This is a genomic window from Achromobacter sp. 1012554356 (assembly GCF_059760815.1).
The window spans coordinates 27,904-54,281 of record NZ_JCBANC010000012.1 but is presented as its reverse complement, the minus strand read 5'-3'; the positions used below and the strand labels follow the sequence as shown (position 1 = coordinate 54,281).

Sequence of the window (26,378 nt, the reverse complement as noted above, 5' to 3'; positions counted from 1 at the left end):
GCTGCGCATGAACACATCGCCTATCGCTGCCGCAACGCGTGCAGATTTCCGACGAATCACTCGACGTCTACGTTGAGTGGCTAGCCGTGTTCGGGCGCCGATTGTCCGGCGCTTATTTCAGAAGGCCACGATACCCTCGTGGCTTTTTTGTTTTCAGGATTTCCCGCGTCCGAGGCGTATCGCAAGGCCTTCGTTCTTTCATCACAAGGAATGAAGCATGTCTCATCAAGACCTCGCCATCCGGCCTTTTCATCCATCCGACGAGACGGCGCTGATCGCGCTGTGGCAAGCCTGCGGGCTGACGCGTCCGTGGAACGATCCGCGCAAGGACATTGCGCGCAAGATGACGGTGCAATCCGATCTGTTTCTGGTGGGCGTGCTGGACGGCGAGATCGTGGCTACGTTGATGGGGGGCTACGACGGTCACCGCGGCTGGATCAATTACCTGGCCGTTTCGCCCGTACATCGGCGGCATCGTTTCGCCACGGCGCTGATGCGGGCCGTTGAGCGCAAGCTGCTGGAGATGGGGTGTCCGAAGATCAACCTGCTGATCCGATCCGACAACATCGCGGTGAAGCGCTTCTACGACAGCCTGGGGTTTCAGGAGGACGCGGTCGTCAGCATGGGCAAGCGCCTGATACCGGATCTTTGAAGACGGCGGGTTCGACTCACCCGCCTCGAATCCTCTACGTCAAATCGCCTGCGTCAGGTACACAGCTTCGCGACCGACGATCGGCATGCGCGTGGGCATGAAGATCGTGCATGCATCGCACGGGGAGCGGATTTCTTCCGTGCCGTTCATCGCGATCAACTCGCCCTTGTCAAAGGTTTCGAAGCCGATGACGGGGCGCGTGAAGGTGAAGTCTTCGGACTTCACCATGTGGACCTCCAGCAGGCGATAGCGTTGCGGCGTGGGCGGGGCCGGCGTGCCGGCCGGCGTGTCGATCAATCCCAGATGCGCCAGAAAGCGCAGGGTGACGTCGGTGGCCAGCTCGGCGGCGGAACGGGCGAAATGCTGGCCGCATTCAACAACGAGCGCGCCGCCGCTGTTCGAGAGCGGATCACCGTGATGCCCGTAGCCCATGACGCCGGTGCCTGGAAACTTGTCTTGCGGCATGACCAGATGGACCTGCGGCGAACCGACGGCCGCGGCCAGCGCGGTGTTGCGGTCCATCTCGTTGTAGACCCAGAACGGTTGCACGGGTGCGCGCGTGGAATGGATGTCCAGCACGAAGTCCGCGGCGTCCAGGATGGGGCGCATTTCGCGGGCGCGGCGCAGTTCGGGGCTGTCTTCAGCGCCGTCGAGCATGGCAGCGGACCAGATGCGGTTCAGGTTGTGGACGAGCTGGCGGTTGTCGTAAGGACGGTCAATGTCGAAAGCCTCGTAGGCCTCGACGTGGGCAAAGCTGACCGTCAGCGTGCCGATCTTCGGACGCACGCCTGTGTCCAGCAGATGCGTGGCGGCGACCATGCCACAGATCTCGTTGCCGTGCGTGATGGCGTTGATGAGCACGTGCGGCCCGGGCTTGCCGGATTCGAAGCGGTGCACGTAGGGAATGCCGGTGTTGCCTTCGCGGTAGGCGGACAGATCACGAGGCAGGACTTCCAGTGGAGCGGTATCGGGTTCGAAGACAGGTGTGGTCATGAGCGTCGGTGGAGGGGTGGAATGTCCGGCGATTGCCGGTTTGAAGGCAGGGTGCGAAAACGGCCGCTTTGGAGCGCATTTTTACGAACTTCAAGATGCCTCGGCACTATGTGGATTAGTACGTTTTTACCCCTGAAAAACACTGCTTTTCAAGCCTTTTTCTTTGGGGCATATTGCGGCCGGGTAGTCGTAATTCATAGGTGCAGCATGAGTGGGTGGCCACAGCGTCATATCGACGGTTTTCAAGTGCAATGCGAAGTCGTCGACTTGAAGAGCGGCGTGCTGGCCATCGAGATACTGGTGTGCCGCAACGGCAGTGAGGCGGCTGCGCGGCGATGGTCGCTGCCCCGGTTCGTGACCTTCAACGATCCCGCCATTGCGCGGCGCCATGCCGAGCTGGTGCTCTCCGGCATCCTGTCGGTGGACGAGCACACCGGTGAACCTCGCTACGGAATTCTCTAGCGCCCGCTAGTGTTTTGTTTCGTTTATCACATTCGTTTGACTTGTCGGATCTGGAATGCCCGGTACAGTTGTCCCTGTATGACAACAAAAGGAGAGCTCCATGTTCGACACTTTTCCTGTTCTGCGCCGCACCGGCATGGCCATCGCCATCGGCGCCGCCGGCTTGGTTTTTGCGGGTTGCACTACGACCACGCCTAGCAAGTCGCCGGCCGCCTCGACGTCCGAACAACGGCAGTCGATGAACAGCGCGGCCAACGCCACGCTCGCCAAGCTGTACGAAGCCGCTCCCCAATCCAAGGATCTGGTGGCGCGCGCCAAGGGCGTGCTGGTATTTCCCGACGTGCTGAGCGGCAGCTTCATCGTCGGCGCCGAACACGGCAAGGGCGTGCTGCGCGTGGGTGGCCAGAATGCGGGCTACTACAGCACGACGGCGGGCTCGATCGGCTTCCAGGCCGGCGCGCAGTCGAAGGCCATGGTTTTGCTCTTCATGACGGATGACGCCTTGAACAAGTTCCGCAACAGCAGCGGCTGGACCGTGGGTGCGGACGCGACGGTGGCGGTGGTCAACATCGGCGCCAATGGCCGCATCGACACCAACACGGCTCAGCAGCCGGTGGTGGGCTTCGTGATGAACAACGGTGGCCTGATGGCCGGCGTGTCGCTCGCGGGCACGAAGATCTCGAAACTCGACCGCTGATCGGGTAAGCGCCCAGTCAAAACGCCGCGGATTCTTCCGCGGCGTTTTGTTTTGCTGTGGGGCGGGATGGACCCGCCGCGCAGGTTGTGCCGGCTGGTCAGCCGATCACGTTGTCGCTGCTATTGCGCAAGGCTGCTTCGCGATCGATCTCGGCTTGCTCGATGTTCGGATCCAGCCCGCGCCAGCGCAGGATGTGGCCGCGCTCTTCTTCGGGCTCCCAGCCCAACATGCCATAGCGCGTGATTTCGGTTTCGCCGGTGGCGAACTCCACTTCAAAGTAACCCTGACGATCGGGTAGCGAATTGCCGGGGAACCATTCGGTTTCGGGCATGGTTTGCTCCTTGCTAAGCGATGGGAGGGATGCTGGCGCCGATCGGGAAAAAGCCGGCGTCAGGCGTTTTCATTGTGGGCTTGCCGCCGCAATCCCGCAAGCGTCGGATGGATACCAGATGCGGCGTCAGGCAAGCGGCACGGCGGTGGTGTAGAGCACCTGCTTGAGGGCAAAGCTGGAACGGATGCTTGCCACCCCGGGGATGCGCGTGATGTGTTCGACGATCAGTCTTTCCAGCGCATCGACATCGGGTACCAGCGCGCGGATCAGGTAGTCCGCGTCGCCGGACATCAGGTAGCACTCCATGATTTCGGGAAGCACTGCGATCTCGCGTTCAAACACGTCCAGCGCGGCCTTGCGCTGCTTGTCCAGCGAGATCTGGATGAAGACGTTGACCTTCAGACCCAGTTTGCGCGCGTTCAGCAGCGTGACCCGCCGATCGATGAGCCCTTCGGTTTCCAGTCGACGCACGCGCGCCAGGCACGGCGATGCGGACAGGTTCACGCGAGCGGCCAGCTCAACGTTCGTGAGCCGCGCATCGCGCTGAAGTTCGTTGAGGATACGGATGTCGGTGGCATCCAGGTTGATTTCCGGCATAAGTCACCTTGTGGCGGCGGGTTGGCAGTGCATCTGTGCCGAGTATGCCGGTTATGAGCGCAGAAAGCGGTGAAAAATGCTGGGGTTTACCCTATAGACTGTTCCGTCCTTCGGTCATATGGCCGAAACGCAGAATAATCAGCGGCAGAGCAGGGTGGTAATGAGTCAGCAAGGCAGTCTTCGCAAGTTCCTCCCGCTCGCGGGGGCGGTTGCCATCTGGGGCGGAAACTGGCCCGTCATGAAGCTGGGCTTGGCGCACATGAGCCCGTTATGGCTTGCAGCCAGCCGATTCGGATCCGCCGCGCTGATCAGCGTGCTGGTGCTTGCGGTGCTGGGACGCCTGCGTCTGCCGACGCGCCAGGAATGGCCGCTGGTGGCGGGCGTGGCCCTGCTGCAGATGGGCGCGTTCACCGCGCTCGCACTGTGGGCGTTGCAGTATGTGGCGCCCGGCCGCGCCTCGGTCATCGCCTACGCGACGTCCATTTGGGTGATCCCGCTGTCATCGCTGATCCTGAAGGAACGCCTGTCGTTAGGCCAATGGCTGGCGACAGCGCTCAGCTACGCCGGCATCGGCGTCATCGTGGCGCCCGCATTCAGTCCGTGGCAGGCGCATACCGTCATCGGTCTCGTGATGCTGCTGGGCGCGTCGTTTGCCTGGGCCTGCAACATCATCCAGTTGCGCGCCAACCGCCACGTGCGCCTGGGCGCCGACATGATTCCGTGGCAAACCGCGATGGCCACGATCCCGCTGGCCGCGCTGGCATGGATGCGCGACGGCGCGCCAACCTTTCTGGGCGATGCGCAGGCTTGGCCGCTGATCCTGTACACCGGACCGCTCGCCACGGCGCTGACGTTCATCGTGGTGCTGGGCATGACGCAGAAGCTGCCGCCCGCCGCGACCTCCATCGCGATGCTGTGCGTGCCGGTGATCGGATTGATCGTGTCGTCGGTCGTGTTCCACGAGCACATCTCGGCGGACCTCGCGCTCGGTCTTGCCCTGATCGCCGCCAGCGTGGCGGCCTCCGCGCTGGCCACGCGTCTGCGGCGTTCGCCGCTTGCGCTGCGTCCTTCCTAGAACGCACTAGAATGGCGTGCGCCGGAAATGGTGCCGGCCGGTGATGCGGAACGCGCTGCAGATATGGACTCGTTATATGTAGTGGTCGTGGTCGGAGCAATGGCCGCGGGCTTTGTGCAAGGCCTGTCGGGCTTTGGCTTCGGCATGGTGGCCATGTCGTTCTGGGCCTGGACCGTGGACCCGCGGCTTGCCGCGGCGATGGCGGTGTTCGGCGCGCTGACCGGGCAGTTGCTGGCGGCCTTCACCGTGCGCCGGGGCTTTGCGATGGCGCATCTGCTGCCGTTCATCGTCGGCGGTTTGTTCGGCATTCCGCTGGGTGTGAAGGTGTTGCCGCATCTCGATCCCTTGGTGTTCAAGGCCTTCATCGGCGGGCTGCTCGCCATCTGGTGCCCGATCATGCTGTTCGCCGCGCGCATTCCGCGCATCACGGTGGGCGGCAAGGTGGCCGATGGCGTGGCCGGCGCCATTGGCGGCGTCATGGGCGGACTGGGCGGCTTTACCGGCGTGATTCCCACGTTGTGGTGCACCTTGCGCGGCTTCGATCGCGACGTGCAGCGCGCAGTGATCCAGAACTTCAACCTGTCGATGCTGATGGTCACGATGGCGAGTTATGTGCTGACCGGTGTGGTCACGCGCGACATGCTGCCGCTGTTCGCGCTGATCGTGCCCGCGATGCTGGTGCCGACACTATGGGGCACGCGCGTTTATGTGGGCATCAGCGATGTCGCGTTTCGCCGCGTTGTACTGGGTCTGTTGACGATATCCGGCGTTGCGCTGCTTGCGTCGTCAGTGCCCCGCCTGCTGGCCTGAGTGCCTGCGATACGCGGCGGCGGGGCTTGACCGGCATGCTATCGTTGAGCAATTCAAGAGAGAACCACGCATGGCATTGCATCGTTTCGAAAAGGGCGAACTGGGACATTGGCTGCGCGTCGTGGCCGACAATAACGAGCCCGGCGCGGTCCAGACCGACGTGCCCGCGCACGTCGCCCAAGCACTGGAGACCTTGCGCTGCATCGAGTCCGGCCCCGACGGCCGCTGGCTCATCACCGACAAGGGCAGGCTCTCGCTTCGCATGGAAGAGCCGGGCGCCATCCATTTGCGCTAGGCCTTTGCGATCATCGCGGCCGTACGGCAATCGCCGCTTTACGCAAGTCACGAGATTCTTCATTCAGACCACTTCAGCCTGATTGCTGCAAGGTTGCGAATGTTTTCGCAGTATTTCGTGCTCGATGCCTTCGCCACTGGGCGGCAAGGCATATCCTGAGACGGAATGTGCGAATTGACATCTTTCGGACGTATCCGGCCCCGCGTCCGGCCAGTAAGATGAACTTTGCGTGACGGTTGCAGGTCTATTGTCTTGCGCGGGAAATTTTGTCCCTTCGCACGTCACGCGTGGTTCGCGCGTTTAGGTAACCGACTGGGAGGTAGCACATGCAGCATCGTGACCAGGAAGTACTGATCGACGTTTCCACAGCGGCCATGGATACCGGCGGATATGGCGTATTGCTGACGGTTACGGCTGAGGGCGGCACCGAAGTGGATGCCGCATTTTCCCACTTGGGCAACTGCGCTTCGTTGGACGAGGCTCGTGATCGCGCGGAAATCTTCGCGCAAAACTGGGTAGAGGAAAATATCTTCCGATAGGGCTTGCACCCTGGACGGAGCTGATCGGCACGACCGGTCTGTGTGTGCATGAGCACGTGGCGGATACTCTCGAGATGGCGACGACGATTTCGGTTATCGTTGCTGCTCCAAAACCTGGGGCCCTCATCGGGTATGCGTCGTTCCAAGATGACTGCCGCACAGACCAATTCCTTTCTTGCGGATGATATCCGCGCGCTGCGGGCGCATTTTGATTCGGTCGTGTTGCCCATGTGGTTGGGCCGCGGATTCAACGAGTCGCTCGGCCTGCCTTACGAATCTCTAAATCCTGCCAGCGGTGAACCGCTGCCCGCGACGCGTTATCGCGCGATGGCCTGTGCGCGCCAGTTGTATGTCTTTGCGCAGGCGCCCGGCGAGGCCGCCGCGCAGCATGCGGACCGGTTGTTCGAATCCCTGCGGCGCGTGTTCCAGGACCAGCACGGCGGCTGGCGCTACAGCGTTGACGCGCAAGGGCAGCCGTTGGACGAAACCCAGGACCTGTATACGCACGCGTTCATTGTGCTGGCCGCTTCCGCGTATTTCAGGCGCAGCCGCAACGCATCGGCGCGCAAGCTGATGCTGGCCACGGCGCGCACGATCGAGGCGCGTTTCAAGACGGACGATTCGCTGTATCACGCGGCGCTGAGCGCGGACTTCTCGCAGCCGCTGAAACCGCCGGCGCAAAATCCGATGATGCACCTGACCGAAGCCTATCTGGCCGCGGCGCAGGTGGCCGAGCCCGCCTGGTTCGCGCAACATCTGCGCGAGCTTGCCCAAGGCATCAGCCAGTTCTTCGTGCATGCGCCGACGCAATGCGTGTCGGAAGCTTTGCAGGGCAGCGCCGGGAACCGGCTGGAGCCCGGCCATCAGTTTGAATGGCTGTCGCTGGTGCATGAATCTGCGCAGGTTTTTGAAGGCCTGGACCTTGCGGAGTCGCTGCCGCGCGCCGTGCAGTGGTCGCGCGATTATGGTGTCGATACCGCAGGCGTGATTGCATCGCTGGATGAGTCCGGCAACGTGGTCGACGCTACGCGCCGGATCTGGGCGCAGACGGAATACTTGCGGGCGCTGGCGGTGATGGGCGATCTGCCCGCGCTGCAGACGGCGTTGGCCGGCTTTCGCAGCCGCTTCCTGCACCCTGGCGGCTGGCATGAGTGTCTGGATACAAATGGAAACGTGACGCGCGCCGATATGCCGTCAACTTCGCCTTATCACCTGGACACATGCCTGACAGCGTTACAAAACGTTGTTTGCTAATCACGTTAACAATTTAGTTCCTGCTATGTCGCCGATTTAATAGAAAGACATTGGTGAAATCCCTTACAATTTGCTAACACTGTTTGTGGGGAAGCATCAATGAGCGTTATGTGTTTGGCTTGCCAACGCATTAATCCAGGACTTGCAGGCGTTGCGCCGCATTCGCACCTGGGACATCAAGGATTTACCAACCCAACGCAGAAGGGCCGGGAGGAAAGCCGCGAAGATCACTTCCGCTGCCTGAATTGCGGCGCGAAATGGCTGCGCGAGACCGACAAGTGGGGCGTGGACCTGGGCTTCAAGCTCGCGCCCTGATCGGATTTCACCGGCACTCGTACGACACGGGCCCCTTCATGGGGCCCGTTGTTTTTTTCGGGCATGGACGAGGCGACGCGCGAACGCAATGCCGGTTTCCAATCGCTGCACGCCAATCTGTCGCACTTCTGGAGCAGGTGGCGGCATGCGTGCGCGTGCGCGCGCAGGCGCTTGCGTCGACAAAATAGAGTCGCTTGCATAACGGTGTGAAGAGCGGGATTTCGCGGCCGTTTCACACTTAAGTTTTCTTGCGGCAGGCCGTTGTGGGACGTGTCGGTGCGCCTGCATGAACGCGCCCAAGGAAACCGCAATGTCCGAGAAGATCATCAATGGATTTTCAGTGGTCGCGTATGCGACCCAGCCCGAGGGGCGCATCCCCCCGCGTGCGTTTCTGGAGACGCGGCGTCTACCCGTGAAGGCCGCCGTGCCTGCGAAAACCACCGCAACTGCGACGTCCGCCGAAGATGCGGAGCCCGCTGCGGAGCAGGCCGCGCCCGAGCCGGAAAGCCTGGCATTCGAGATTTTCGTGAGCCGCCGGTTTCGCAGCACGATCGAAGCGATGTCGGCTGCGCGCAACGCCCTGGACCGCGTGAAGTCCGTCGATGCGGACGGCGTGCCGGACCCGATGCCCGAGTAGACCCGCGCGCGCCGGGAGCGCGCGCCCATATTGTTATCCCGACTTTGTATTTGTCTAACGCCTGAGCCCAGGCCGATGATGCCTCCTGGCAATCGTCGCCATTCTGGGTCTCTCAAAAGGAAGGTTGATGAATACGAAAGTCCATTCGGGCGCCGCCGCGGCGCACGGGATTTCTCGCCGCGCGCTGCTGCGCGCGGCTGGCGCCGCGGGGTTGGCCGCGCCGCTGGGCATGCTGGGCTCGCGCGTGCTGGCGGCCAATGCCGCGCCGCGCACGTTCAAGATCGCGTGGAGCCAGACCGCCGTGTGCCAGTCGCCGGTGTCGGTGGCACTGGAGCGCGGCTTCTTCGACAAATACAACCTCAAGGTCGAACGCATCAATTTCAGCGGGTCCACGGACCAGTTGCTGGAAGCGATTGCAACGGGTCACGCCGATGGCGGCATCGGCATGGCGCTGCGCTGGCTCAAGCCGCTGGAGCAGGGCTTTGACGTGAAGCTGGCGGTGGGCACGCACGGCGGCTGCATGCGGCTGCTCACGGCCGAGGATTCGCCCATCAAGTCCGTCAACGATCTGAAGGGCCGCCGCGTGGCCGTGTCCGATCAGGCCAGCCCCGTGAAGAATTTCTTCGCGATCCGTGTGGCGCAATTGGGCATTGATCCCGAATCGGTGGATTGGCGTCAGTATCCGCAGGACCTGTTTGGCGAGGTGCTGAGAAAGGGTGAGGTGGATGCCATTGCGGGCGACGATCCGCTGATCTACACCCTGCGCGAGGACAACAAGCTGCGCGAGGTGGCCACCAACATCGAGGGCGATTACGAGAACCGCACCTGCTGCGTGCTGGGCCTGCGCGGCGACCTGGTGCGCAAGGATCCCGAGTCGGCGGCGGCCATCGCGCGCGCGGTGATCGACGCGCAGCGCTGGACGGCATCGAATCCCGACGAGACCGCGCGCATCTTTGCGCCGTATGTGCCCGGCAAGGTGCCGCCCGAGCGCGTGGCCGCGATCCTGCGCAGCCATAGCCACGGCCACGCCTCGACCGGCGCGGCGCTGCGCGAGGAGATCGTGGGGTACGCCAAGGACCTGAAGACCATCAAGGTTCTCAGCGCCAGCCTGGACATCAACAAGTACGCGCAAGCGGTGGTGCCCAATGTCCTCGGCTGATGTGTTGACGGTGGGCGCTGCGGGCCATGCGCCCGGCGCCGTGGGTTGGCGGCTATGGAAGACGGGCGTGGCCGCCGCGGCGTTGTGGGCAGCCGTGGGCGGCATCACGCTCGCGTGGCCCAACGTGGAGGTCGGCTTCACGTCGTGGGGATACACGCGGGAGTTCGGCGTGGCGGCTCTGGCGCTGGCCATTCTGTTGCTGCTGGCCGCCGTGTCGGGCGCGGCGCGGCTGCGGCCGATCCGCGCGCTGCACCGGGCCGGGCCGTGGCTGCTGGCGCTGGCGGTGGCGGTGGGCGCATGGGAGGTGGCGACGGCCAAGCTTGCGCTGCTGCCCAGCCCATTCTTCGCGCCGCCGCAGTCGCTGATCGAGGTCTATGTGTCGGACTATAAGCGCCTGGCCGATAGCCTCGTCAATTCGCTGTGGCTGCTGGCAAACGGCTTCGTGCTGGGCGCGGCGGCCGGGTTTCTGACAGGTGTCGCGATCGGCTGGTCGCGCGGGCTGGGGTATTGGGTGCATCCCGTGCTGCGGTTTCTGGGACCCGTGCCGTCGACGGCGCTGCTGCCGATGGCGTTCTTCTTCTTTCCCTCCAGTTGGTCCGCGGCCGTGTTCCTGATTGCGCTGGCGACGTGGTTTCCGGTGACCGTGCTGACGTGGTCCGGCGTGGCGGGTGTGAACCGCGCGTATTACGACGTGGCGCGCACGATGGGCGCCAATGAATGGTTTCTGGTGCTGCGCGTGGCGATCCCGGCGGCTTTGCCGCAGGTGTTCGTGGGCCTGTTCATGGGGCTGGGCGCGTCGTTCTCGGTGCTGGTGGCGGCCGAGATGATGGGCGTGAAGTCGGGACTGGGATGGTATCTGTCCTGGGCGCAGGGCTGGGCCTCGTACGCCAACATGTACGGCGCGCTGATCGTGATGGCGCTGGTGTTCTCCGGGCTGATCACGTTGCTGTTCCTGGGCCGCGACCGTCTCCTGGCCTGGCAGAAGGGAGTCGTGAAATGGTAGCTACTGCAACGGCGCACGCCAGCGCCCCGTCTGCCGGCGCGCGCGGGGCCGCGCTGGCGGTGCGTGGCGTGGATCATCATTTCGATCTGGACGGCGCGGCGCTGCCAGTGCTCGACGGCATCGACCTGGATGTCAAACCCGGCGAATTCGTCGCGTTGCTGGGTCCCAGTGGGTGCGGCAAGTCGACGCTGCTGAGGCTGGTGGCGGGGCTGGAACCGCCGGCGCACGGAGACCTGCTGGCCGACGGCGCGGCGATTGCGGGGCCGTCGCCATCGCGCATCGTGGTCTTCCAGGACCCGACGCTGTATCCGTGGCGCACGGTCTGGAACAACGTGGCGCTGGGCCTGCAGGCGCGGGGCCTGTTGAAGACGCAGCGGCACCGTGTGGACGATGCCCTGCAACGGGTGGGACTGGCGGCGTTCAGCCAGGCCTATCCGCATCAGCTGTCGGGCGGCATGGCGCAGCGCGCGGCGCTGGCGCGCGCGCTGGTGAACGACCCGCGCATCCTGATCCTGGACGAACCCTTGGGCAAGCTGGATTCGCTGACGCGCATCGCCATGCAGTCGGAGCTGGTGGAGCTGTGGCAGCGATCGGGCTTTACCGCCTTGCTGGTCACTCACGACGTCGAGGAGGCCCTGTTCATGGCGTCGCGCATCGTGGTGCTGAGCGAACGGCCCGCGCGCATCAAGGACGAGATCGTCAATGACCTGCCGTACCCGCGCCATCGGGGCGATCCGCGGTTGGCGGCGTTGCGGCATCGCGCGCTGGCCCTCTTGGGGCTGGATGCGACGTGGTGAGCGCGGCGGGGCTTGCGATGGCAGCCGCCGTGGCGGGCGGCGCATTGATGGTGTGGTCGGCGGTGGCGGGCAATGCGGCCGGGGCAGGGCGGGGCGCTGCCCTGCGCCTGCCGTGGGTCGCGGCGGGGGCGCTCGTGGCGTGCGCCGTGCTGCTGGCCTTGGCTTGGCACGCGGTGCCGGGGCTGCCCGGATTGCTGGGTTCGCGCGTGGGACATCTGGCGCTGGGGCTGGCGGCCATCCTGCTCTTGGCAGGCCTGGCCGCGGCATGGCTGCACAGCCGCGCGGGCGAGGTGGCTGCGGCCGCCAGACCGGCGTGGCGGCGCGGCGTCGCGGCCGCGATGGGCGCGTTGGGGCTGCTGGTTTCGCTGCTTGCTCTGTCGATCTGGCGCCAGCCTGCGGAGGCGCTGGCGCTGGTGTCCTGGCCGTTTGCCTGGCGGTACGACCCGGACCTGCCTGTTAGTCCGCACACCTGGAACCGGCTGTGGCAGGCGCTGGCGCAGAGCGCAGTGGCAGTGGCATTGCTGGTGGCCGCCCTGTTCGCGCGGCGATGGCGCCTGGCGCTGCTGGCGGTTGCCGCCGCGCTGGCGCTGGCGACGAGCTGGCCACCGCCGCGCATGCTGCTGACCGAGGCGCGGGACACGTCTTATCAACGTTCGCCGTTGGCGTTTTCTGACGCGAACGTGCTGCAAGGCGGCCGGCTGTACGCGCAGCATTGCGCGTCGTGCCACGGCGCGGCGGCGGATGGGCGTGGGCCGCTCGCGGCCAGTTTGCCCGTGTGGCCGAGCGTGCTGGGCGCGGCGCTGTTCGACAACCGGCTGGAAGGCGAGCTGTATTGGCGGCTGGCCCACGGCGGGTATGCGCCGGGCGAACCCGCCGTGCACGGCTTGGACGCCGCGCTGCGGCCGGACGAGACCTGGCAGGTGCTGGACTTCCTGCGCCTGCATGCCTATGGGACGAGCGGTGGCGCGGGCATGCCGGCGATTTCCGCGCCGGTCGTGGCGCTGACCTGCAGGGACGGCCGCGCGAGCCGGCTCACCGGTCTGCGCGGCTTGCCCGTGCGCGTCGTGGCGCAGGCGGCAGGTGCGCCGGCCGAACCGCAGGATCCGCGCCTGTTGACGGTGGCGCTGACGCGTGGCCGCACGGGCGCAACGGATGCCGATTGCGTGGCGGCGGACCCCGCGGCGTGGGACGCCTATGCCTTGGCTGCGGGCGTGCCGCCGGATGGCCTGGCGGGCGCGCAGTTCCTGGTGGACCGCCGCGGCTGGCTGCGCGCGCGCCTGCTGCCGCACGCCGCGCCGGCGTGGACTAGCGCCGACGACGTCTGCGGGCCGGGCGGGCGCATGGAGGCCGGCAACGCGAGCGGCCTGGGCGAGATTCTGCTGGCGATGGACCGTGCACCCATCGCCATGACCGACCTGCGGCGCCACTGAGCCGCGCGTCCTTCGCACGTTTTCTTCCAAGCGAGGTCTGCAAGATGAGTACGTTGAACGAGTATCTGGACCAGAAGCGCGCCGCCGTATTGCTGCGCAACGGGCGCGATCCGAAGACCGTCGAGCCGGTGAAGCTGCGCGCGCACGTCAGCGCGGAAGGGCGCAGCGGCGTGCGGCGCATCCGCATCCGCGATCATCAGGTGGTGAGCGACAGCCCCGCCGATTTCGCGGGGTACGACCTGGGGCCGAGTTCGCCCGAACTGCTGCTGGGATCACTGGGCAGTTGCCTGACGCACATCTTTCTCATCAAGGCGGCGGAGCTGGAACTGCCGCTGGAATCGCTGGAGGTGTCGATCGAAGGCGACCTGGACCCGCGCGGCGGCAAGCCGGGTTACGAGGCGGTGCCGTTCTTTCCGCACAACATCCGCTACACGGCGCACATCGTGTCGCCGGCGGACGAGCACGCGGTGCGCGCCGTGCACGAGGCGGTGGAGGCGTGGTGCCCGATCCTGAACCTGCTCAAGCAGCCGCAGGCGCTGCACGGCAGCGTCGAGCACACGCGGTCCGCGTCGCAATAGAGGTCCGTCAGGTCAGGGTGCTGCGCATCAGGATCTCGGTCAGCGCGCGAGTGGGTTTGCCCGGCGCGGGGGCCGAGATGACGATGAATTCCACGGGCGGCAGGGCCGGCAGGTTGGCCGCGCCCGCGGGCGCCGACAGGCCTGCGGTGGACAGGTGCGAGGGCTGCACGGTGATGCCCAATCCCGCGCGCGCGGCCGCCTGGCAGCCCGCGTAACTGGTGCTGGTGCAGACGATCTGCCAGCTGCGGCCCGCACGGGCCAGCGCGTCGAGCGCCAGCGTGCGCGTCACGCTGGGCTCGCGCAACAGGATCAACGGAAGGGGCTCGTCGGGAACGACGCGCAGGCCCTCCTTGGCGCGCCACAGCAGCGCTTCCTTGTGCAACGTCTGGCCGCGGCGGTCGCCGCGCCGGCGCTTGCCGATCATCACGTCCAGGCGGTTGTCCTCCAGCAGCTTGTAGAGGTCGCTGGTGACGCCGATGGTCAGGTCCAGCTCGACTTCGGGATGCGCCAGGCGAAACGCCGCCAGGACATCGGGCAGGGGACCCATCGCCAGATCGTCCGAGGTGCCCAGCCGGATCCGGCCGCGCAGGCGGGGCGCGTCGAAGAGGCGCTCGGCCTTTTCGTGCGCGGTTAGGATGATCTCGGCATGCACGAGCAGGCTGCGTCCATCGCTGGTCAGCGCGAGCGAATGGGTATCGCGCTGGAACAGGCGCCGATTCACGGCCTGTTCGAGCTGGCGGATGTGTTCGCTGACGGTGGGCTGGGTCAACCCCAGCCGGCGCGCGGCTTCGGTGAAGCTGGGCGCGCCGGCGGCTGCCGCGAAGGTCTTGAGCCAGAGGGGATTGAGCATGGTTGGGACGCGGTCATAGGAATTTCCGATGACAGTTAAAGTACCCAGTGGCCTTCACGATGGCAAGGGCCGCGCCTATAGTGGGCGAAATTTTCCGGATTTGCCTTTGCCATGCGCCGCTTCCTGCCCGACCAGTTCACGCTCATCCTGATCGCCACCGTGGCGTTCGCCAGCTTTTTCCCGGCCGTGGGCAAGGGCGCCACCTTCATGATGGTGGCGAGCAACGTGGCGATTTCGCTGCTGTTCTTCCTGCACGGCGCGCGGCTGTCCACGGACGCCATCGTGTCCGGCGTGAAGGATGTGCGCCTGCACGGGCTGATCCTGGCCTGCACCTTTCTGCTGTTTCCCGCACTGGGCCTGGGCCTGCGCGCGCTGTTTCCCGGGCTGCTGACACCGTCGCTGTGGATCGGCGTGCTGTTCGTCTGCACGCTGTCGTCCACCGTGCAGTCGTCGATCGCGTTCACGTCCATGGCGCGCGGCAACGTGCCAGGCGCGATCTGCGCGGCGACAGCCTCCAATCTGCTGGGCACCGTGCTGACGCCGCTGCTGGTGGCGGTGCTGCTGCATCGCCAGGGCGGCGGTCATGGGCTGGCCGACGCCGGACGCATCCTGCTGCAGCTTCTGCTGCCGTTCGCGGTGGGCAGCCTGCTGCGGCCGTGGATCGGGGCATGGGCGCTGCGCAACAGCCGCACGCTATCCAAGGTGGATCGCAGCTCGATCCTGCTGGCCGTCTACACCGCGTTCAGCGAGGCCGTCGCGCAGGGCATCTGGCATGCGTTCCCCGCCATCGACCTGGCGACCATGGTGCTGGTGAACGCGGTGTTGCTGGGGGCGGTGTTGGGGATCACGACGTGGGGCAGCCGCAAGCTGGGGCTGAGCAAGGAGAACGAGATTACGCTGGTGTTCTGCGGATCGAAGAAGTCGCTGGCGTCCGGCATTCCGCTTGCGACCGTGCTGTTCGGCACGTCGCAGATGGGCGTGGTGGTGTTGCCGCTGATGATCTTTCACCAGATGCAGCTGATGGTTTGCGCGGTGCTGGCGCGGCGTTATGCCGAGCGGGCAGAGCCGGGGCAGGTGGTGGCGGCGCGGGCGTAACGCCGGGCGCAAATCCGGCGCTTGGCGCCACGCCGGAATCGATCAGGCGTCGGCGTCCGCCGGACGGACCTTGCCCGCGGGCTGCCAGTAGACGCTGCCGTCGCGCTCGGTCACGTCCAGCGCGGTCAGGCGTCCGTTTCTACAGGGGCCACCCACGCACAGGCCCGTGTCGGGCTGGTAGGTGGCGCCGTGGCGGGCGCACATGATGAGGTCGCCGGCGCGCGTGAAGAAGCTGCCTTCCCAGTCCAGTTCGACGCCGACGTGGGCGCAGCGGTTCAGGTAGCCGTGCACCCGGTCCTGGTAGCGCACGAAGAAGGCGGTGGTGCGGCCCGCGCCATCGGTTATGGGCACCTTGACGCCCAGGCCGCCGTTGACCAGGTCGCCGGCCGCGCAGACGCGGACTTCGGGGAGGGTGGGGGAATCCTGCATGGGAGGCCTGGAAATCAAAGGGTGCGATGTTCGGACAGGGGGCGCGGCTTGTCAATCCGCCGGCGCCGACCGGGCGCTTTCCTGCTGGCGGGCCCACATGCCGGCGTAGATGCCGCCTTGGGCCAGCAGTTGCGGATGGCGGCCGCGTTCGACAATGCGGCCATCGGCCAGCACGATGATCTCGTCCGCGTCCGCCACCGTGGACAGGCGGTGCGCGATGATCAGCGTACTACGGCCCTGGCTGACTTCGCGCAGGTTGGCCTGGATCTCGCGTTCCGTGTGGGTGTCGAGCGCGCTGGTGGCCTCGTCGAACAGGAAGATGGCCGGATTCTTGAGGATGGTGCGGGCAATTGCCACGCGCTGCTTTTCGCCGCCCGACAGCTTCAGGCCGCGCTCGCCGACCATCGTGCCGTAGCCGTCCGGCATGGTCAGGATCAGGTCGTGGATGTGCGCGAGCCTGGCCGCGGCCTCGATTTCGGCGTCCGTGGCGCCCGGCCGGCCGTAACCGATGTTGTAGCGGATGGTGTCGTTAAACAGCACGGTGTCCTGCGGCACGACGCCGATGGCAGCCCGCACGCTGGCCTGCGTGACGTCGCGCACGTCCTGGCCGTCGATCAGGATGGCGCCGCTGTCGGTGTCATAGAAGCGGAACAGCAGGCGCGAAATCGTAGACTTGCCCGCGCCCGACGTGCCCACCACGGCCACCGTCTTGCCGGCGGGAATCGAGAAGCTGACGCCCTTCAGGATGGCGCGCCGCGGGTCATAGCCGAAGTGCACGTCGCGGAATTCGACCGCGCCGCCGGAGACCTGCAGCGGCGTGGCGCCGGGACGGTCCGCGACTTCGCGGTCCTGGCCCAGCAGCTCGAACATGCGCTCCATGTCGATCAGCGCCTGCTTGATTTCACGGTAGATGAAGCCGAAGAAACTGAGCGGGGTGTAGAGCTGCAACAGGTAGGTGTTGACCAGCACGAAGTCGCCCAGCGTGTAGCGGCCCTCGGCGATGCCGTTGGCCGCCATCCACATCACCAGCGTCAGCCCCGAGGAAATGATGAGGGCCTGACCGACGTTCAGGATCGACAGGCTCACCTGGCTGCGCACGGCGGCGCGTTCGTACCGGGTGAGTGAGGCGTCGTACCGGCGGGCCTCGTGTTCTTCGTTGCCGAAATACTTGACGGTCTCGTAGTTCAGCAGGCTCTCGATGGCTTTGGTGTTGGCTTCGGAGTCGGTTTCGTTCATCTGGCGCCGGAACTTGGCGCGCCATTCCGTCACGGCAAGCGTGTAGGCCATGTAGAGCACGACGGTGGCGCCGGTGGCCAGCGCCAGCCAGCCGTCGAACATCTTCCACAGCACGATGCAGACCAGGCTGATTTCGAAGAACGTGGGCAGGATGTTGAAGAGCAGGAACGACAGCAGGGTCTGGATGCCCTTGGTGCCGCGTTCGATGGCGCGGTTCAGTCCGCCGGTCTGCCGCGCCAGGTGAAAGCGCAGCGCCAAGCCGTGCAGGTGCCGGAAGATCTGCATGCCGACCGAGCGGATCGCATGCTGGCCGACGCGCGCGAAGATGGCGTCGCGCAGTTCGGAGAACAGCAGCGAGAGCACGCGGGCGGTGCCGTAGGCCAGGATCAGGCCCAGCGGCACGGTCACCGTGCCGGGCGCGCCCTTGCCCAGTTCGTCCACCGCCTGTTTGTACAGCAGGGGCACGTAGACGGTTGCGGCCTTGGCGGCGAACAGGCACAGCAACGCCGCCACGACGCGGACCTTCAGGCCGGTCCTGCCGGGCGGCCACAGGTAGGGAAACAGGGTGCGAAGCGTGGCAAGGCCGCCGCCCTTGCCGGGCCGCGTTTCAGGAGAATTCATGTTCTGGATGCAGTGGTTGAGGCCGGCTCCGCCTGGGGAGCTAAGCCGTTTGCAGGGCATTATGGGGCACCAGCGGTACTATTTGAGGGATAACCCCTGGTTCGGGCGGGCCTGAACCAGGGGCTTCAAGTTGGTTTGGCGATACGGGCGCAGCACGTCGGGCCCGTTTCTTTCTCTTCCAATCGGGGGTCCGGCCGGCTGCTCCCCTGGTTGCGCGACCGGGCACGTTTTCGCCGCGCCGGAGTCGCGTCGCTTGCTACGGAGGGTCTTATGGCGAAGGTACCCGCAGTGAAATTGAACGACGGAGGCAAGATTCCGCAGTTGGGCCTGGGCGTCTGGCAAGTGCCGGACGATCAGGCAGCCTCCAGCGTGAAGGAAGCGCTGGCGGCTGGTTACCGGTCGGTGGACACCGCGGCCATCTATGGCAACGAGGCGGGCGTGGGCGCGGGCTTGCGATCGGCGGGCGTGGCGCGCAAGGACCTGTTCATCACCACCAAGCTCTGGAACGACAAGCACGGCTACGACGACGCGCACAAGGCGATCGACGAAAGCCTGGAGAAGCTGGGGCTGGCGTACGTGGACCTGTACCTCATCCATTGGCCGGTCGCGGGCAGCGAGAAGTTTCTGGACGCCTGGCGGGCGATGATCGAGATGAAGGAAGACGGCCGCGCGCGCGCGATTGGCGTATCGAACTTCACGCAGGCCAACCTGGAACGCCTGATCGACGCGTCCGGCGTCACGCCCGCGGTCAACCAGATCGAGCTGCATCCGGGGTTCACGCAGAACGCGCTGCGGGCATTTCACGCGCGGCATGGCATCGTGACCGAGTCCTGGAGCCCGCTGGCGCAGGGCAACATCACGAAGGAAAAGGTGATCCTGGACCTGGCGCAAAAGCACGGCAAGTCGCCGGCGCAGGTGACGCTGCGCTGGCATTTGCAGCACAACCTGGTCGTGATTCCGAAGTCCGTCACGCCGGAGCGCATCCGCGAGAACATCGACGTGTTCGACTTCGAACTGTCGCCGGCGGACATGGCCGCGATCGACGGCATCAAGGAAGGCCCGCGCCTGGGCCCGGACCCCGAGAAGTTCGCGTAGCGCAGAATGGACGGCGGCCGGCGAGCTGCGGCCGGCCGTGACGTCCCTGGCTAGTGCCTGAGCGGGAACACCCAGTACCGCACGATGACCACGAGCAGGATGCTCAGGGCGGTCCAGGACGCCCAGTGCCACGCGCCGGTGCCCAGCAGGGCCGCCAGCAGGCCAAAGATGCTGAGCGCGCCCAGCAGGATCGGCACGCCCCACACGAACAGGAAGCCGCGACTGCCTTTACCCGTCGAATGGCTCATGCGGGTGTCCTTTGCGGGGCCGCGGCGGCCTGGTGTTTCTTGATGAGTTCGTTGATGCGCGCTTCGGTGGCGCGGCGGCGGGCCAGCCACAGATACAGTCCGCTCACCAGCACGACGATGGTGACGAGGTCCAGCAGCGCCCAGATGATCTTGAGCGGCAGGCCGCCGTAATCGCCGAAATGCAGCGGACGCGAGACTTCCAGCGCGGTCAGGTACCACGGCATTTTCGCCACGGTCGTCAGCGCGCCAGTCCGGCCGTCGATCAGCACGGGCGTGTTCAGCTTGGACGTCAGGGGCGAGTCGCCGCGCATCCAGGCGATGAAGTGTTGCGGGCTGCCGAATGCATTGCCGGGGAAGGAGATGAACGACACTTCGTTGCCGGGCATGGCTTTGCGCGCGGTGTCGGCCACCAATTGCGCCGAGGCGAGTTGCGTGGGGATGGGCTGGCCCTTGTAGGGTTCCAGCACGCGCGGCAATTCGGTGGACTGCCACAGGCGGAAGAGCGGCGTGGACAGCTCGTTGATGACGCCGGTCAAGCCCACGACCAGTGCCCAGACCAGCGTCACGATGCCCAGCAGGTTGTGCAGGTCCAGCCATTTCAGGCGTGTCGAGCGCGTGGCGCGCACCGTGCCGAATTCCAGCTTCTTCATGAAGGGGCCGTACAGCACGACGCCCGACACGATGGCGACACAGAACAGCAGCCCCATGAAACCGAGGAACAACTCGCCGGTCAGGCCCGCGAACAGGTCCACGTGCAGCGCCAGCATGATGCCCATGAACGAAAACTTGTCTTCGGTATAAAGCGGGCCATCGAGCAGCACGTCGCCCGTGCGGGCATCCATGCGGATCGCGTGGCCCGAGGCCAGCCCGTCACCCGGCGTCTTCGCCATGCCGACGAAGACCTGCGGCTCGTCCGGGTCGAAGGACAGGTAGTCTACGACTTCGTTCGGGTACATCGCCTGGGCGTTGGCCACGAGCTTGTCGAGGTTGGCGGGCGGTGTGCCGGCGGGCACCTGCGACAGCGGTTTGCCGTCGTCGAGCCAATGCTCGATCTCGTGATGGAACACGAGCGGCAACCCGGTCAGACAGATGATGAGCAGGAAAATGGTGCAAACCAGACTGGTCCATTTGTGGACCAGATACCAGGTTTTGATGGTGGACGCGGCGGTCATGGTGACGGCGGGAAGCGGCTTGGCGCCGCTCCTTTCAGGGCAGTGCGGGAAAGGAGAAAACATTATCACGAACAAGACCGATTCTCGTAACGCTATTTGACCCTTTCGGTAACGAGGCTGGCCGCGGGGACGGATCAAAGCGGGTTAAAAAGAGGGGTCAGATTTTTCCTTGCGGTATTCCCGAATCATCATGGAGCAGCGTTTTCTCAAGGTCCCGCGCAACGCGTCCGGCCGCGATTTCGCGGTAGGCGATGTACATGGACATTTTTCGCGCTTGCAACAGGCGCTGGATGAATTGGGGTTCGACCCCACCCGCGACCGGCTTTTTTCCGTGGGCGATCTGGTGGATCGCGGGCCCGAGAACGAGGCCGCGCTGGACTGGCTGGCGAAGCCCTGGTTCTATGCGGTGCAAGGCAACCACGAGGACTACGCTATTCGCCACGTGCGCACGGGGCAGGTGGACGTGAAGAACTGGCGGGGCTACGGCGGCGGCTGGTTTCTGGATCTGCCAGCCGAGCGGCAAGAGGTGTTTGCCGAGGCCTTTACGCGGCTGCCGATCGCCATCGAGGTGGAAACGTCGTCGGGCGCGGTCGGGCTGCTGCATGCCGACTGCCCAGTGCTGTTCTGGCCCCGGCTGGAGTCCGCGTTGCAGGACCGCTACAAACGCACCAGCGCGGCATGCCAGTGGTCGCGCGACCGCCTGCGCCAAATGGACCGCACCGGCATTCTGGGCGTGAGGGCGGTGGTGGCGGGACACACCCCGGTGGCGTCGCCGCTGGCGCTGGGCAACGTGTACCACATCGACACCGAAGGCTGGAACGCCGGCTACTTCACCTTTCTGAATCTGGAATCCTTGCAGGCGTGGCCGCGTGAGGTCGTGACCGAGGCTGCGGCCGCCGAGTAGCGCGGGGCCGGACCGAAAAGAAAAACGGGCGCCGTCAGGCGCCCGTTTTACGTGCTGCGTGGCGCTTACAGCGGCCGGGCGGTCACGGCGCCGGGGCTGGTGACGGCGCTGGCGCTTACGCCGGCTGAGTCGGCCGGCGTAGCCGCGGCAGGGACGGCCGGCGTCTGCACGCCGCCCGCGGCGGGCATGGCCTGCGCCTGCGGGACGGGGACCGGCGCGGCGTCGGCACGGGGCACGGGGATCGGCATCAGCGGCGGCTGGATGGGACTGTCTTGGGGGGCCATGGCGCCGCCGGGGGGCAACGGCTTGACCGAGGTGTCGACGCCGTCGGTCGAGCGGTTGTTGTTCAGGAAGTCGGTCAGCGCGTCGCCGGAAGACAGGTCCAGCGAGGCCACCGCCTGGCCGGGCGGGAATTCGGAGAAGTAGTACTCGCCGTTGTCGACCAGCAGGCCGTCGGGACGCGGCGCCGGCTTGGCCTGCGGCACGTCCTTCAAGACCGGCTGCATGTAGTCCAGCCAGGTGGAGAGCGCCAGGCCGCTGCCGAACTCGTTGGTGCCCAGCGACTTGGGCTGGTCAAAGCCCATCCAGACGGTGGTGGCCAGCGTTTGTGTGAAGCCCGAGAACCAGACGTCCACCGCATCGTTCGTGGTGCCGGTCTTGCCGCCGATGTCGTTGCGCTTGAGCACCTGATGCGCGCGGGCGGCGGTGCCGTTGACCGTGACGTCGCGCAGGATGTCGTCCATGACCCAGGCGGTGCGCGGGTCGATGGCGCGTGCCTGCGCGTCGCCCGCAACGACGGGCTGGGTCTTCATCAGCACGTTGCCGGAGCGGTCCGTGACGTGGTCGATGAGGTAGGGCGTGACGCGGTAGCCGCCGTTGGCAAACACGCTATAGCCATTGACGACCTGCAGCGGCGTGGCGCCGCCCGCGCCCAGCGCGAGTGGCAGCACGGCGGGCCAACGCTCTTTGTCGAAACCGAAACGCGTCAGGTAGTCCTGCGCGTACTGCGGCGAAATCGCCTGCAGGATGCGGATCGACACCATGTTCTTGGACCGCATCAGACCCTGGCGCAGGGTGAGCATGGGCTCGTACTTGTTGCCGTCGTTCTTGGGCTGCCAGGCCTTGGAACCGGTTTGCTCGGCCGTCAGCATGAAGGGCTGGTCGGAGATCTGCGTGGCGGGTGTCAGGCCCCGTTCCAGGGCGGCCGCGTAGACGAACGGCTTGATGTTCGAGCCCGGCTGGCGCCATGCCTGCGTGACGCGGTTGAAGTGACCGCGGTTGAAGTCGAAGCCGCCGATCATGGCGCGGATGGCGCCATCCTGCGGCACCATCGACACGAGCGCGGCCTGCAGCGCGGGCATGTTGATGATTTCCCAGTTGTCGCCGTTCTTGTGGATGTAGACCACGGAACCGCGGCGGATGCGCTGGCTGTCGCTGGCCTTGGGATTGAGCGCGCGGGCCACAACCGCCAGGGCTTTCTTGTCCGAAATCGTGATGATGTCGCGCCCGCTGCGCGCCACGGTGACTTCGGTGGGGCTGGCGGCCAGCACGACGGCGGCAAGCAGGTCTTCGCTGTCGGGCGACTTTTCCTGCACGCCGTCCAGGATCTCGTCGAGCGCCTGGGCGTCCTTTTCCACGTCGGCGGGCAGCTCGACCTGGTCTTCCGGGCCCGGATAGACGGCGCGGCGCGTGTAGTCGATGATGCCGTCGCGCACGGCGCGGTAGGCGGCTTCCTGTGCCTTGGAATCGATCGTGGTGTAGACGTCGATGCCGGACGAGTAGGTGTTCTCCTGGAACACGCCGTACATCAGCTGGCGGGCCAGCTCGGCCGGATAGTCGCCATGCACCGCGAACCCGCGCGTGCTGCTGCCGTCCGAGCCGCGGATCGTGAGGCGCTGTTTCAGGGCTTCGTCGGTCTGCTCGGGGGTCAGGTAGCCCAGCGTCTTCATGCGGCCCAGCACGTAATGCTGGCGGATCTCGGCGCGCGGGTAATTGGTGATGGGATTGAACCGCGAGGGCGCCTTCGGAATACCGGCCAGCATGGCGGCCTCGGCGGGCGTGACTTCGGATAGCGGCTTGCCCAGATACGTGCGCGAGGCGGCCGCGAAACCATAGGCGCGATGGCCCAGGTAGATCTGGTTCATGTAGAGCTCGAGGATCTGGTCCTTGGTGAGCTCGGATTCGATCTTGAACGTCAGCAGCAGTTCATAGAACTTGCGCGAATACGTTTTTTCCGACGACAGATAGAAGTTGCGCGCGACCTGCATGGTGATCGTGCTGCCGCCCTGGGACTTGGAGCCCTTGACGATGTTGGTCAGCACGGCGCGTGCGACGCCCATCCAGTCGACGCCGCCGTGGCTGTAGAAACGGTCGTCCTCGGCCGCCAGCACTGCCTGCCGCATCACCGGGGGGATCTCGTCGAAACGCAGCACATTACGGTGCTCTTCGCCGTATTCGCCGATGAGTACCTTGTCCGCGGTGTAGATGCGCAGGGGGACGCGTGGCCGGTAGTCGGTCATCGCGTGCAGATCGGGCAGGCTGGGCCACGCCAGGGCCAGCGCAAGGCCGAGCACGACGGCGCCGCACACGGCTGCGCCGGCGGCGGCGATGCCCGCTTTGACCAGGAGAGGTTTCCAGGAGAGGCCCGATTTGCCGCCCGGGTTGGCGGAGGATTGCTGGGGATTGCTCATTGCAGGCGATTCTAGGGCAGAACGCTATAGACCGCCCAGGGCGCAATAAGGTTTCGGTAACGAAATCTGCCCATGCGAGCGGTTATTCAGCGTTTATTCAGGTGCGTGGAGCGCCGGGGACGGATTCCAGATAGCGCTGGGGCGGGGCGCCAAGCGCGCGGTGGAACATGGCCGAGAAGGCGCTGGCGCTGCGGTAACCAAGGTCCGCCGCGATGCGCGCCACCGGCACGCCCATCGACAGCCGGCATACCGCGTCGGCCAGCCGCACCTGCTGCACCCACTGTCGGTAATTCAGTCCTAGTTCGGATTGAAACAACCGGATCAGCGTGCGCGCGCTGGCGCCGACTTCGCTGCCCCAGTCCTCGATGCCGCGCTGCAGGCCGGGCCGGTCCAGGATGGCCGTGCAGATGGCCTGCAGGCGCCGATCGCGCGGCCACGGAATCTGGATCGGCACGATGCGCGCGGCGGCCAGCTCGGCCAGGATCAACGCCGCGATCTGTTCGACCCGTCCCCCGAGCGGGTAGTCGATGGGCTCGGCCGTCAGCGCCAGGATCAATTCGCGCAGCAGGCCGCTGACCTCGATCACCTGGCACTCGGGCCAATAGTCCCGGGCCGCGTCGGCATGGATGTAAAGGGAACGCATCGAGACCGCGCCCACCATGTCGACGCCGTGCGGCACGCCCGCCGGCACCCACAGCGCGCGCAGCGGCGGCAGGGCCCAGAAGCCGCTGGGCGTGGTGACGCGCATCACGCCTTCGACGGCATAGATGAGCTGGGCGCGCGGGTGGGTATGGGGACCCGTCTGCGCGCCGGCGGAGAATTCCTTGGCCATCGCGGTGACGACGCGAGGACGGTGCTGGTAGTCCTGGGCGTTGATGCTGCGGGCGGGATCGGGGACAGGGCGGACGACCATGGTGTCACTTCCGGCAAAAGGATGAGGGGGCGCCCGAAAGCGCGGTGCGTCTATTTTGTCACTGTGTTGCCACGGTGGTTGTCACTTTCTCGACGAAAATTGGCAGATTGCGCCGGCGCCGGATTCCTACACTGATGCCTGGTTCCGGCGCTTGGCCGGCTTGTCCATTTCCTTCGTGCGACCCCATGAACTCCGCCCAGAATCCCGCTGTCGGCCTGTCTGCCTCGACCTCTGCCGCACCCGGTGCTGCGCCTGCCGCCGCAGCACCGGCCGTTGCCTCCGATCCCTCCACCGCCTTCAAGGTGCTGGGCGCGATCAGCGTGGCGCATCTGATGAACGACATGATCCAGTCGATCCTGCTCGCCATCTATCCCATGCTCAAGGACTCGTTCAGCCTGACGTTCACGCAGATCGGGTTGATCACGCTGGTCTACCAGCTTGCCGCGTCGCTGCTGCAGCCGTTCATCGGCTTTTATACCGACCGCAACCCCAAGCCGTATTCGCTGCCCGTGGGCATGGGCTTCACGCTGGTGGGCCTGTTGATGCTGTCGATGGCGCCGTCGTTTGGCTGGCTGCTGGTGGCGGCGGTGCTGGTGGGCACGGGCTCGTCGGTGTTTCATCCCGAATCGTCGCGCGTGGCGCGCATGGCGTCGGGCGGCCGCCACGGATTGGCGCAGTCGCTGTTCCAGGTGGGCGGCAACGTGGGATCGGCGCTCGGGCCGCTCTTGGCGGCGCTTTTCATCATTCCGCACGGGCAGGGCAGCGTGGCGTGGTTTTCGCTGGCGGCGCTGTTCGGCATCGGGGTGCTAATGTGGATCGGACGCTGGTACAGCGCCAACCGCGTGCTCCTCAAGCCGCGGGTGCGGCGCGAGGGCGCGGGCAACGGGTTGTCGCGCAATCAGGTGCTGGGCGCGCTGGCGGTGCTGGGCGTGCTGGTGTTCTCAAAGTATTTCTACCTGGCCAGCCTGAACAGCTACTTCACCTTCTACCTGATCGACAAGTTCGGGCTGTCGGTGCGCGAGGCGCAGCTGTATCTCTTTCTGTTCCTGGCCGCCGTCGCGGTGGGCACCGTGGTGGGCGGGCCGGTCGGCGACCGCATCGGCCGCAAGATCGTGATCTGGGTGTCGATCCTGGGCGTGGCGCCTTTCACGCTGCTGCTGCCGCACGCGGACCTGTTCTGGACGGGCGTGCTGGTGGTGATCATCGGCATGGTGCTGGCCTCGGCCTTCTCCGCGATCGTGGTCTATGCGCAGGAGCTGGTCCCGGGCAAGGTGGGCATGATCGCGGGGCTGTTCTTCGGCTTTGCCTTCGGCATGGGCGGCCTGGGCGCCGCGGTGCTGGGCCGGGTGGCCGACGCCACCAGCATCGGCTACGTCTACCAGGTGTGCGCCTATCTGCCGCTGTTGGGCGTGGTGGCGATCCTGTTGCCGAAGATGCGTCGGGTGTAGGCGTAGGCGGCACGGGGCGGGACAGGCTTTCCGCTGCCCCGGCCCCCTCTGGC

Annotated in this window: 29 protein-coding genes; 19 read left to right on the top strand and 10 right to left on the bottom strand. The window is 65.8% G+C overall.

Annotated features, from left to right (window positions below):
• Nucleotides 1-217 precede the first annotated feature (217 nt).
• Complete coding sequence (locus AC6LJW_RS08175; RefSeq protein WP_498086936.1) at nt 218-652, top strand: GNAT family acetyltransferase; 435 nt, start codon at nt 218-220, stop codon at nt 650-652.
• A gap of 39 nt (nt 653-691) precedes the next feature.
• On the opposite strand, the gene AC6LJW_RS08170 is transcribed toward AC6LJW_RS08175, so the two are convergent.
• Nucleotides 692-1,645 carry a M14 family metallopeptidase gene (locus AC6LJW_RS08170; protein WP_056569713.1) on the bottom strand — a complete coding sequence of 318 codons (954 nt, stop codon included), beginning with the start codon at nt 1,643-1,645 and terminating at the stop codon, nt 692-694.
• Between the two features lie 207 nt (nt 1,646-1,852).
• Between AC6LJW_RS08170 and AC6LJW_RS08165 the strand changes: the two genes are divergently transcribed.
• A complete protein-coding gene (locus AC6LJW_RS08165; protein WP_498086935.1) occupies nt 1,853-2,107 on the top strand; it encodes a hypothetical protein in 255 nt (84 codons plus the stop codon).
• A 100-nt stretch (nt 2,108-2,207) separates the two neighbouring features.
• Nucleotides 2,208-2,804, top strand: a complete 597-nt coding sequence (locus AC6LJW_RS08160; protein ID WP_056569718.1) for a BPSL1445 family SYLF domain-containing lipoprotein — start codon at nt 2,208-2,210, stop codon at nt 2,802-2,804.
• 97 nt (nt 2,805-2,901) lie between these two features.
• On the opposite strand, the gene AC6LJW_RS08155 is transcribed toward AC6LJW_RS08160, so the two are convergent.
• A complete protein-coding gene (locus AC6LJW_RS08155; protein WP_498086934.1) occupies nt 2,902-3,135 on the bottom strand; it encodes a hypothetical protein in 234 nt (77 codons plus the stop codon).
• A 126-nt stretch (nt 3,136-3,261) separates the two neighbouring features.
• A complete protein-coding gene (locus AC6LJW_RS08150; protein ID WP_006226939.1) occupies nt 3,262-3,732 on the bottom strand; it encodes an Lrp/AsnC family transcriptional regulator in 471 nt (156 codons plus the stop codon).
• A gap of 160 nt (nt 3,733-3,892) precedes the next feature.
• Between AC6LJW_RS08150 and AC6LJW_RS08145 the strand changes: the two genes are divergently transcribed.
• From AC6LJW_RS08145 to AC6LJW_RS08090, 12 genes are all read left to right on the top strand, one after another.
• Entirely contained in the window at nt 3,893-4,807 is a 915-nt protein-coding gene (locus AC6LJW_RS08145) for a DMT family transporter (protein WP_056569722.1), read from the top strand.
• 63 nt (nt 4,808-4,870) lie between these two features.
• Complete coding sequence (locus AC6LJW_RS08140; RefSeq protein WP_056570551.1) at nt 4,871-5,617, top strand: sulfite exporter TauE/SafE family protein; 747 nt, start codon at nt 4,871-4,873, stop codon at nt 5,615-5,617.
• Between the two features lie 70 nt (nt 5,618-5,687).
• Entirely contained in the window at nt 5,688-5,912 is a 225-nt protein-coding gene (locus tag AC6LJW_RS08135; RefSeq protein WP_056569723.1) for a hypothetical protein, read from the top strand.
• A gap of 326 nt (nt 5,913-6,238) precedes the next feature.
• Complete coding sequence (locus tag AC6LJW_RS08130; protein ID WP_006218759.1) at nt 6,239-6,451, top strand: hypothetical protein; 213 nt, start codon at nt 6,239-6,241, stop codon at nt 6,449-6,451.
• Between the two features lie 147 nt (nt 6,452-6,598).
• Nucleotides 6,599-7,705 (top strand): AGE family epimerase/isomerase, encoded by a 1,107-nt coding sequence (locus tag AC6LJW_RS08125; RefSeq protein WP_498086933.1) that lies wholly within the window; start codon nt 6,599-6,601, stop codon nt 7,703-7,705.
• A gap of 99 nt (nt 7,706-7,804) precedes the next feature.
• The gene (locus AC6LJW_RS08120; protein ID WP_006388022.1) at nt 7,805-8,020 is read left to right on the top strand and encodes a hypothetical protein; all 216 of its coding nucleotides are present in this window, start codon (nt 7,805-7,807) and stop codon (nt 8,018-8,020) included.
• A 310-nt stretch (nt 8,021-8,330) separates the two neighbouring features.
• Entirely contained in the window at nt 8,331-8,657 is a 327-nt protein-coding gene (locus AC6LJW_RS08115) for a hypothetical protein (protein WP_427986764.1), read from the top strand.
• A 127-nt stretch (nt 8,658-8,784) separates the two neighbouring features.
• Nucleotides 8,785-9,816, top strand: a complete 1,032-nt coding sequence (locus AC6LJW_RS08110) for an ABC transporter substrate-binding protein (protein ID WP_056569730.1) — start codon at nt 8,785-8,787, stop codon at nt 9,814-9,816.
• Nucleotides 9,803-10,819, top strand: a complete 1,017-nt coding sequence (locus AC6LJW_RS08105; RefSeq protein WP_056569732.1) for an ABC transporter permease — start codon at nt 9,803-9,805, stop codon at nt 10,817-10,819. The genes AC6LJW_RS08110 and AC6LJW_RS08105 overlap by 14 nt, the downstream gene beginning before the upstream one ends.
• Entirely contained in the window at nt 10,813-11,616 is an 804-nt protein-coding gene (locus AC6LJW_RS08100) for an ABC transporter ATP-binding protein (RefSeq protein ID WP_056569734.1), read from the top strand. Before AC6LJW_RS08105 ends, AC6LJW_RS08100 begins: the two co-directional genes overlap by 7 nt.
• 17 nt (nt 11,617-11,633) lie before the next feature.
• The gene (locus tag AC6LJW_RS08095; protein WP_498086932.1) at nt 11,634-13,046 is read left to right on the top strand and encodes a c-type cytochrome; all 1,413 of its coding nucleotides are present in this window, start codon (nt 11,634-11,636) and stop codon (nt 13,044-13,046) included.
• A 44-nt stretch (nt 13,047-13,090) separates the two neighbouring features.
• Entirely contained in the window at nt 13,091-13,624 is a 534-nt protein-coding gene (locus AC6LJW_RS08090) for an OsmC family protein (RefSeq protein ID WP_056569738.1), read from the top strand.
• 7 nt (nt 13,625-13,631) lie between these two features.
• On the opposite strand, the gene AC6LJW_RS08085 is transcribed toward AC6LJW_RS08090, so the two are convergent.
• On the bottom strand, nt 13,632-14,474 hold the full coding sequence (locus tag AC6LJW_RS08085; RefSeq protein ID WP_427986761.1) for a LysR substrate-binding domain-containing protein: 843 nt from the start codon (nt 14,472-14,474) through the stop codon (nt 13,632-13,634).
• Nucleotides 14,475-14,585: 111 nt separating this feature from the next.
• Between AC6LJW_RS08085 and AC6LJW_RS08080 the strand changes: the two genes are divergently transcribed.
• Nucleotides 14,586-15,569: a bile acid:sodium symporter family protein gene (locus AC6LJW_RS08080; protein ID WP_056569741.1), complete on the top strand. Its 984-nt coding sequence runs from the start codon at nt 14,586-14,588 to the stop codon at nt 15,567-15,569.
• A 42-nt stretch (nt 15,570-15,611) separates the two neighbouring features.
• Here the strand turns inward: AC6LJW_RS08080 and AC6LJW_RS08075 are convergent, their stop codons facing one another.
• Entirely contained in the window at nt 15,612-15,998 is a 387-nt protein-coding gene (locus AC6LJW_RS08075; RefSeq protein ID WP_498086931.1) for a Rieske (2Fe-2S) protein, read from the bottom strand.
• A 51-nt stretch (nt 15,999-16,049) separates the two neighbouring features.
• A complete protein-coding gene (locus tag AC6LJW_RS08070; protein WP_427986759.1) occupies nt 16,050-17,855 on the bottom strand; it encodes an ABCB family ABC transporter ATP-binding protein/permease in 1,806 nt (601 codons plus the stop codon).
• Between the two features lie 270 nt (nt 17,856-18,125).
• Here AC6LJW_RS08070 and AC6LJW_RS08065 point away from each other — a divergent pair, with 270 nt between their 5' ends.
• Nucleotides 18,126-18,950: an aldo/keto reductase gene (locus tag AC6LJW_RS08065; RefSeq protein ID WP_427986758.1), complete on the top strand. Its 825-nt coding sequence runs from the start codon at nt 18,126-18,128 to the stop codon at nt 18,948-18,950.
• A gap of 50 nt (nt 18,951-19,000) precedes the next feature.
• Here AC6LJW_RS08065 and AC6LJW_RS08060 read toward each other — a convergent pair whose 3' ends face one another.
• Both AC6LJW_RS08060 and AC6LJW_RS08055 read right to left on the bottom strand, forming a co-directional pair.
• Nucleotides 19,001-19,198 carry a hypothetical protein gene (locus tag AC6LJW_RS08060; RefSeq protein WP_056569749.1) on the bottom strand — a complete coding sequence of 66 codons (198 nt, stop codon included), beginning with the start codon at nt 19,196-19,198 and terminating at the stop codon, nt 19,001-19,003.
• A complete protein-coding gene (locus AC6LJW_RS08055) occupies nt 19,195-20,370 on the bottom strand; it encodes a PepSY-associated TM helix domain-containing protein (RefSeq protein ID WP_056569751.1) in 1,176 nt (391 codons plus the stop codon). Before AC6LJW_RS08055 ends, AC6LJW_RS08060 begins: the two co-directional genes overlap by 4 nt.
• 190 nt (nt 20,371-20,560) lie before the next feature.
• Here AC6LJW_RS08055 and AC6LJW_RS08050 point away from each other — a divergent pair, with 190 nt between their 5' ends.
• Nucleotides 20,561-21,274: a metallophosphoesterase gene (locus tag AC6LJW_RS08050; protein WP_056569753.1), complete on the top strand. Its 714-nt coding sequence runs from the start codon at nt 20,561-20,563 to the stop codon at nt 21,272-21,274.
• Between the two features lie 65 nt (nt 21,275-21,339).
• On the opposite strand, the gene AC6LJW_RS08045 is transcribed toward AC6LJW_RS08050, so the two are convergent.
• Together AC6LJW_RS08045 and AC6LJW_RS08040 are read right to left on the bottom strand one after the other, a co-directional pair.
• The gene (locus tag AC6LJW_RS08045; RefSeq protein ID WP_056569756.1) at nt 21,340-23,964 is read right to left on the bottom strand and encodes a penicillin-binding protein 1A; all 2,625 of its coding nucleotides are present in this window, start codon (nt 23,962-23,964) and stop codon (nt 21,340-21,342) included.
• A 97-nt stretch (nt 23,965-24,061) separates the two neighbouring features.
• Nucleotides 24,062-24,877, bottom strand: a complete 816-nt coding sequence (locus tag AC6LJW_RS08040) for an AraC family transcriptional regulator (RefSeq protein WP_498086930.1) — start codon at nt 24,875-24,877, stop codon at nt 24,062-24,064.
• A 185-nt stretch (nt 24,878-25,062) separates the two neighbouring features.
• Here AC6LJW_RS08040 and AC6LJW_RS08035 point away from each other — a divergent pair, with 185 nt between their 5' ends.
• On the top strand, nt 25,063-26,325 hold the full coding sequence (locus tag AC6LJW_RS08035) for an MFS transporter (protein WP_056570554.1): 1,263 nt from the start codon (nt 25,063-25,065) through the stop codon (nt 26,323-26,325).
• Nucleotides 26,326-26,378 lie beyond the last annotated feature (53 nt).

Excerpts from the sequence above, each read along its gene's own strand:
- AC6LJW_RS08175 (WP_498086936.1), top strand. The coding sequence starts at position 218 with ATGTCTCATCAAGACCTCGCCATCCGGCCTTTTCATCCATCCGACGAG.
- AC6LJW_RS08170 (WP_056569713.1), bottom strand. The coding sequence starts at position 1,645 with ATGACCACACCTGTCTTCGAACCCGATACCGCTCCACTGGAAGTCCTG.
- AC6LJW_RS08165 (WP_498086935.1), top strand. The coding sequence starts at position 1,853 with ATGAGTGGGTGGCCACAGCGTCATATCGACGGTTTTCAAGTGCAATGC.
- AC6LJW_RS08160 (WP_056569718.1), top strand. The coding sequence starts at position 2,208 with ATGTTCGACACTTTTCCTGTTCTGCGCCGCACCGGCATGGCCATCGCC.
- AC6LJW_RS08155 (WP_498086934.1), bottom strand. The coding sequence starts at position 3,135 with ATGCCCGAAACCGAATGGTTCCCCGGCAATTCGCTACCCGATCGTCAG.
- AC6LJW_RS08150 (WP_006226939.1), bottom strand. The coding sequence starts at position 3,732 with ATGCCGGAAATCAACCTGGATGCCACCGACATCCGTATCCTCAACGAA.
- AC6LJW_RS08145 (WP_056569722.1), top strand. The coding sequence starts at position 3,893 with ATGAGTCAGCAAGGCAGTCTTCGCAAGTTCCTCCCGCTCGCGGGGGCG.
- AC6LJW_RS08140 (WP_056570551.1), top strand. The coding sequence starts at position 4,871 with ATGGACTCGTTATATGTAGTGGTCGTGGTCGGAGCAATGGCCGCGGGC.
- AC6LJW_RS08135 (WP_056569723.1), top strand. The coding sequence starts at position 5,688 with ATGGCATTGCATCGTTTCGAAAAGGGCGAACTGGGACATTGGCTGCGC.
- AC6LJW_RS08130 (WP_006218759.1), top strand. The coding sequence starts at position 6,239 with ATGCAGCATCGTGACCAGGAAGTACTGATCGACGTTTCCACAGCGGCC.
- AC6LJW_RS08125 (WP_498086933.1), top strand. The coding sequence starts at position 6,599 with ATGACTGCCGCACAGACCAATTCCTTTCTTGCGGATGATATCCGCGCG.
- AC6LJW_RS08120 (WP_006388022.1), top strand. The coding sequence starts at position 7,805 with ATGAGCGTTATGTGTTTGGCTTGCCAACGCATTAATCCAGGACTTGCA.
- AC6LJW_RS08115 (WP_427986764.1), top strand. The coding sequence starts at position 8,331 with ATGTCCGAGAAGATCATCAATGGATTTTCAGTGGTCGCGTATGCGACC.
- AC6LJW_RS08110 (WP_056569730.1), top strand. The coding sequence starts at position 8,785 with ATGAATACGAAAGTCCATTCGGGCGCCGCCGCGGCGCACGGGATTTCT.
- AC6LJW_RS08105 (WP_056569732.1), top strand. The coding sequence starts at position 9,803 with ATGTCCTCGGCTGATGTGTTGACGGTGGGCGCTGCGGGCCATGCGCCC.
- AC6LJW_RS08100 (WP_056569734.1), top strand. The coding sequence starts at position 10,813 with ATGGTAGCTACTGCAACGGCGCACGCCAGCGCCCCGTCTGCCGGCGCG.
- AC6LJW_RS08095 (WP_498086932.1), top strand. The coding sequence starts at position 11,634 with ATGGCAGCCGCCGTGGCGGGCGGCGCATTGATGGTGTGGTCGGCGGTG.
- AC6LJW_RS08090 (WP_056569738.1), top strand. The coding sequence starts at position 13,091 with ATGAGTACGTTGAACGAGTATCTGGACCAGAAGCGCGCCGCCGTATTG.
- AC6LJW_RS08085 (WP_427986761.1), bottom strand. The coding sequence starts at position 14,474 with ATGCTCAATCCCCTCTGGCTCAAGACCTTCGCGGCAGCCGCCGGCGCG.
- AC6LJW_RS08080 (WP_056569741.1), top strand. The coding sequence starts at position 14,586 with ATGCGCCGCTTCCTGCCCGACCAGTTCACGCTCATCCTGATCGCCACC.
- AC6LJW_RS08075 (WP_498086931.1), bottom strand. The coding sequence starts at position 15,998 with ATGCAGGATTCCCCCACCCTCCCCGAAGTCCGCGTCTGCGCGGCCGGC.
- AC6LJW_RS08070 (WP_427986759.1), bottom strand. The coding sequence starts at position 17,855 with ATGAATTCTCCTGAAACGCGGCCCGGCAAGGGCGGCGGCCTTGCCACG.
- AC6LJW_RS08065 (WP_427986758.1), top strand. The coding sequence starts at position 18,126 with ATGGCGAAGGTACCCGCAGTGAAATTGAACGACGGAGGCAAGATTCCG.
- AC6LJW_RS08060 (WP_056569749.1), bottom strand. The coding sequence starts at position 19,198 with ATGAGCCATTCGACGGGTAAAGGCAGTCGCGGCTTCCTGTTCGTGTGG.
- AC6LJW_RS08055 (WP_056569751.1), bottom strand. The coding sequence starts at position 20,370 with ATGACCGCCGCGTCCACCATCAAAACCTGGTATCTGGTCCACAAATGG.
- AC6LJW_RS08050 (WP_056569753.1), top strand. The coding sequence starts at position 20,561 with ATGGAGCAGCGTTTTCTCAAGGTCCCGCGCAACGCGTCCGGCCGCGAT.
- AC6LJW_RS08045 (WP_056569756.1), bottom strand. The coding sequence starts at position 23,964 with ATGAGCAATCCCCAGCAATCCTCCGCCAACCCGGGCGGCAAATCGGGC.
- AC6LJW_RS08040 (WP_498086930.1), bottom strand. The coding sequence starts at position 24,877 with ATGGTCGTCCGCCCTGTCCCCGATCCCGCCCGCAGCATCAACGCCCAG.
- AC6LJW_RS08035 (WP_056570554.1), top strand. The coding sequence starts at position 25,063 with ATGAACTCCGCCCAGAATCCCGCTGTCGGCCTGTCTGCCTCGACCTCT.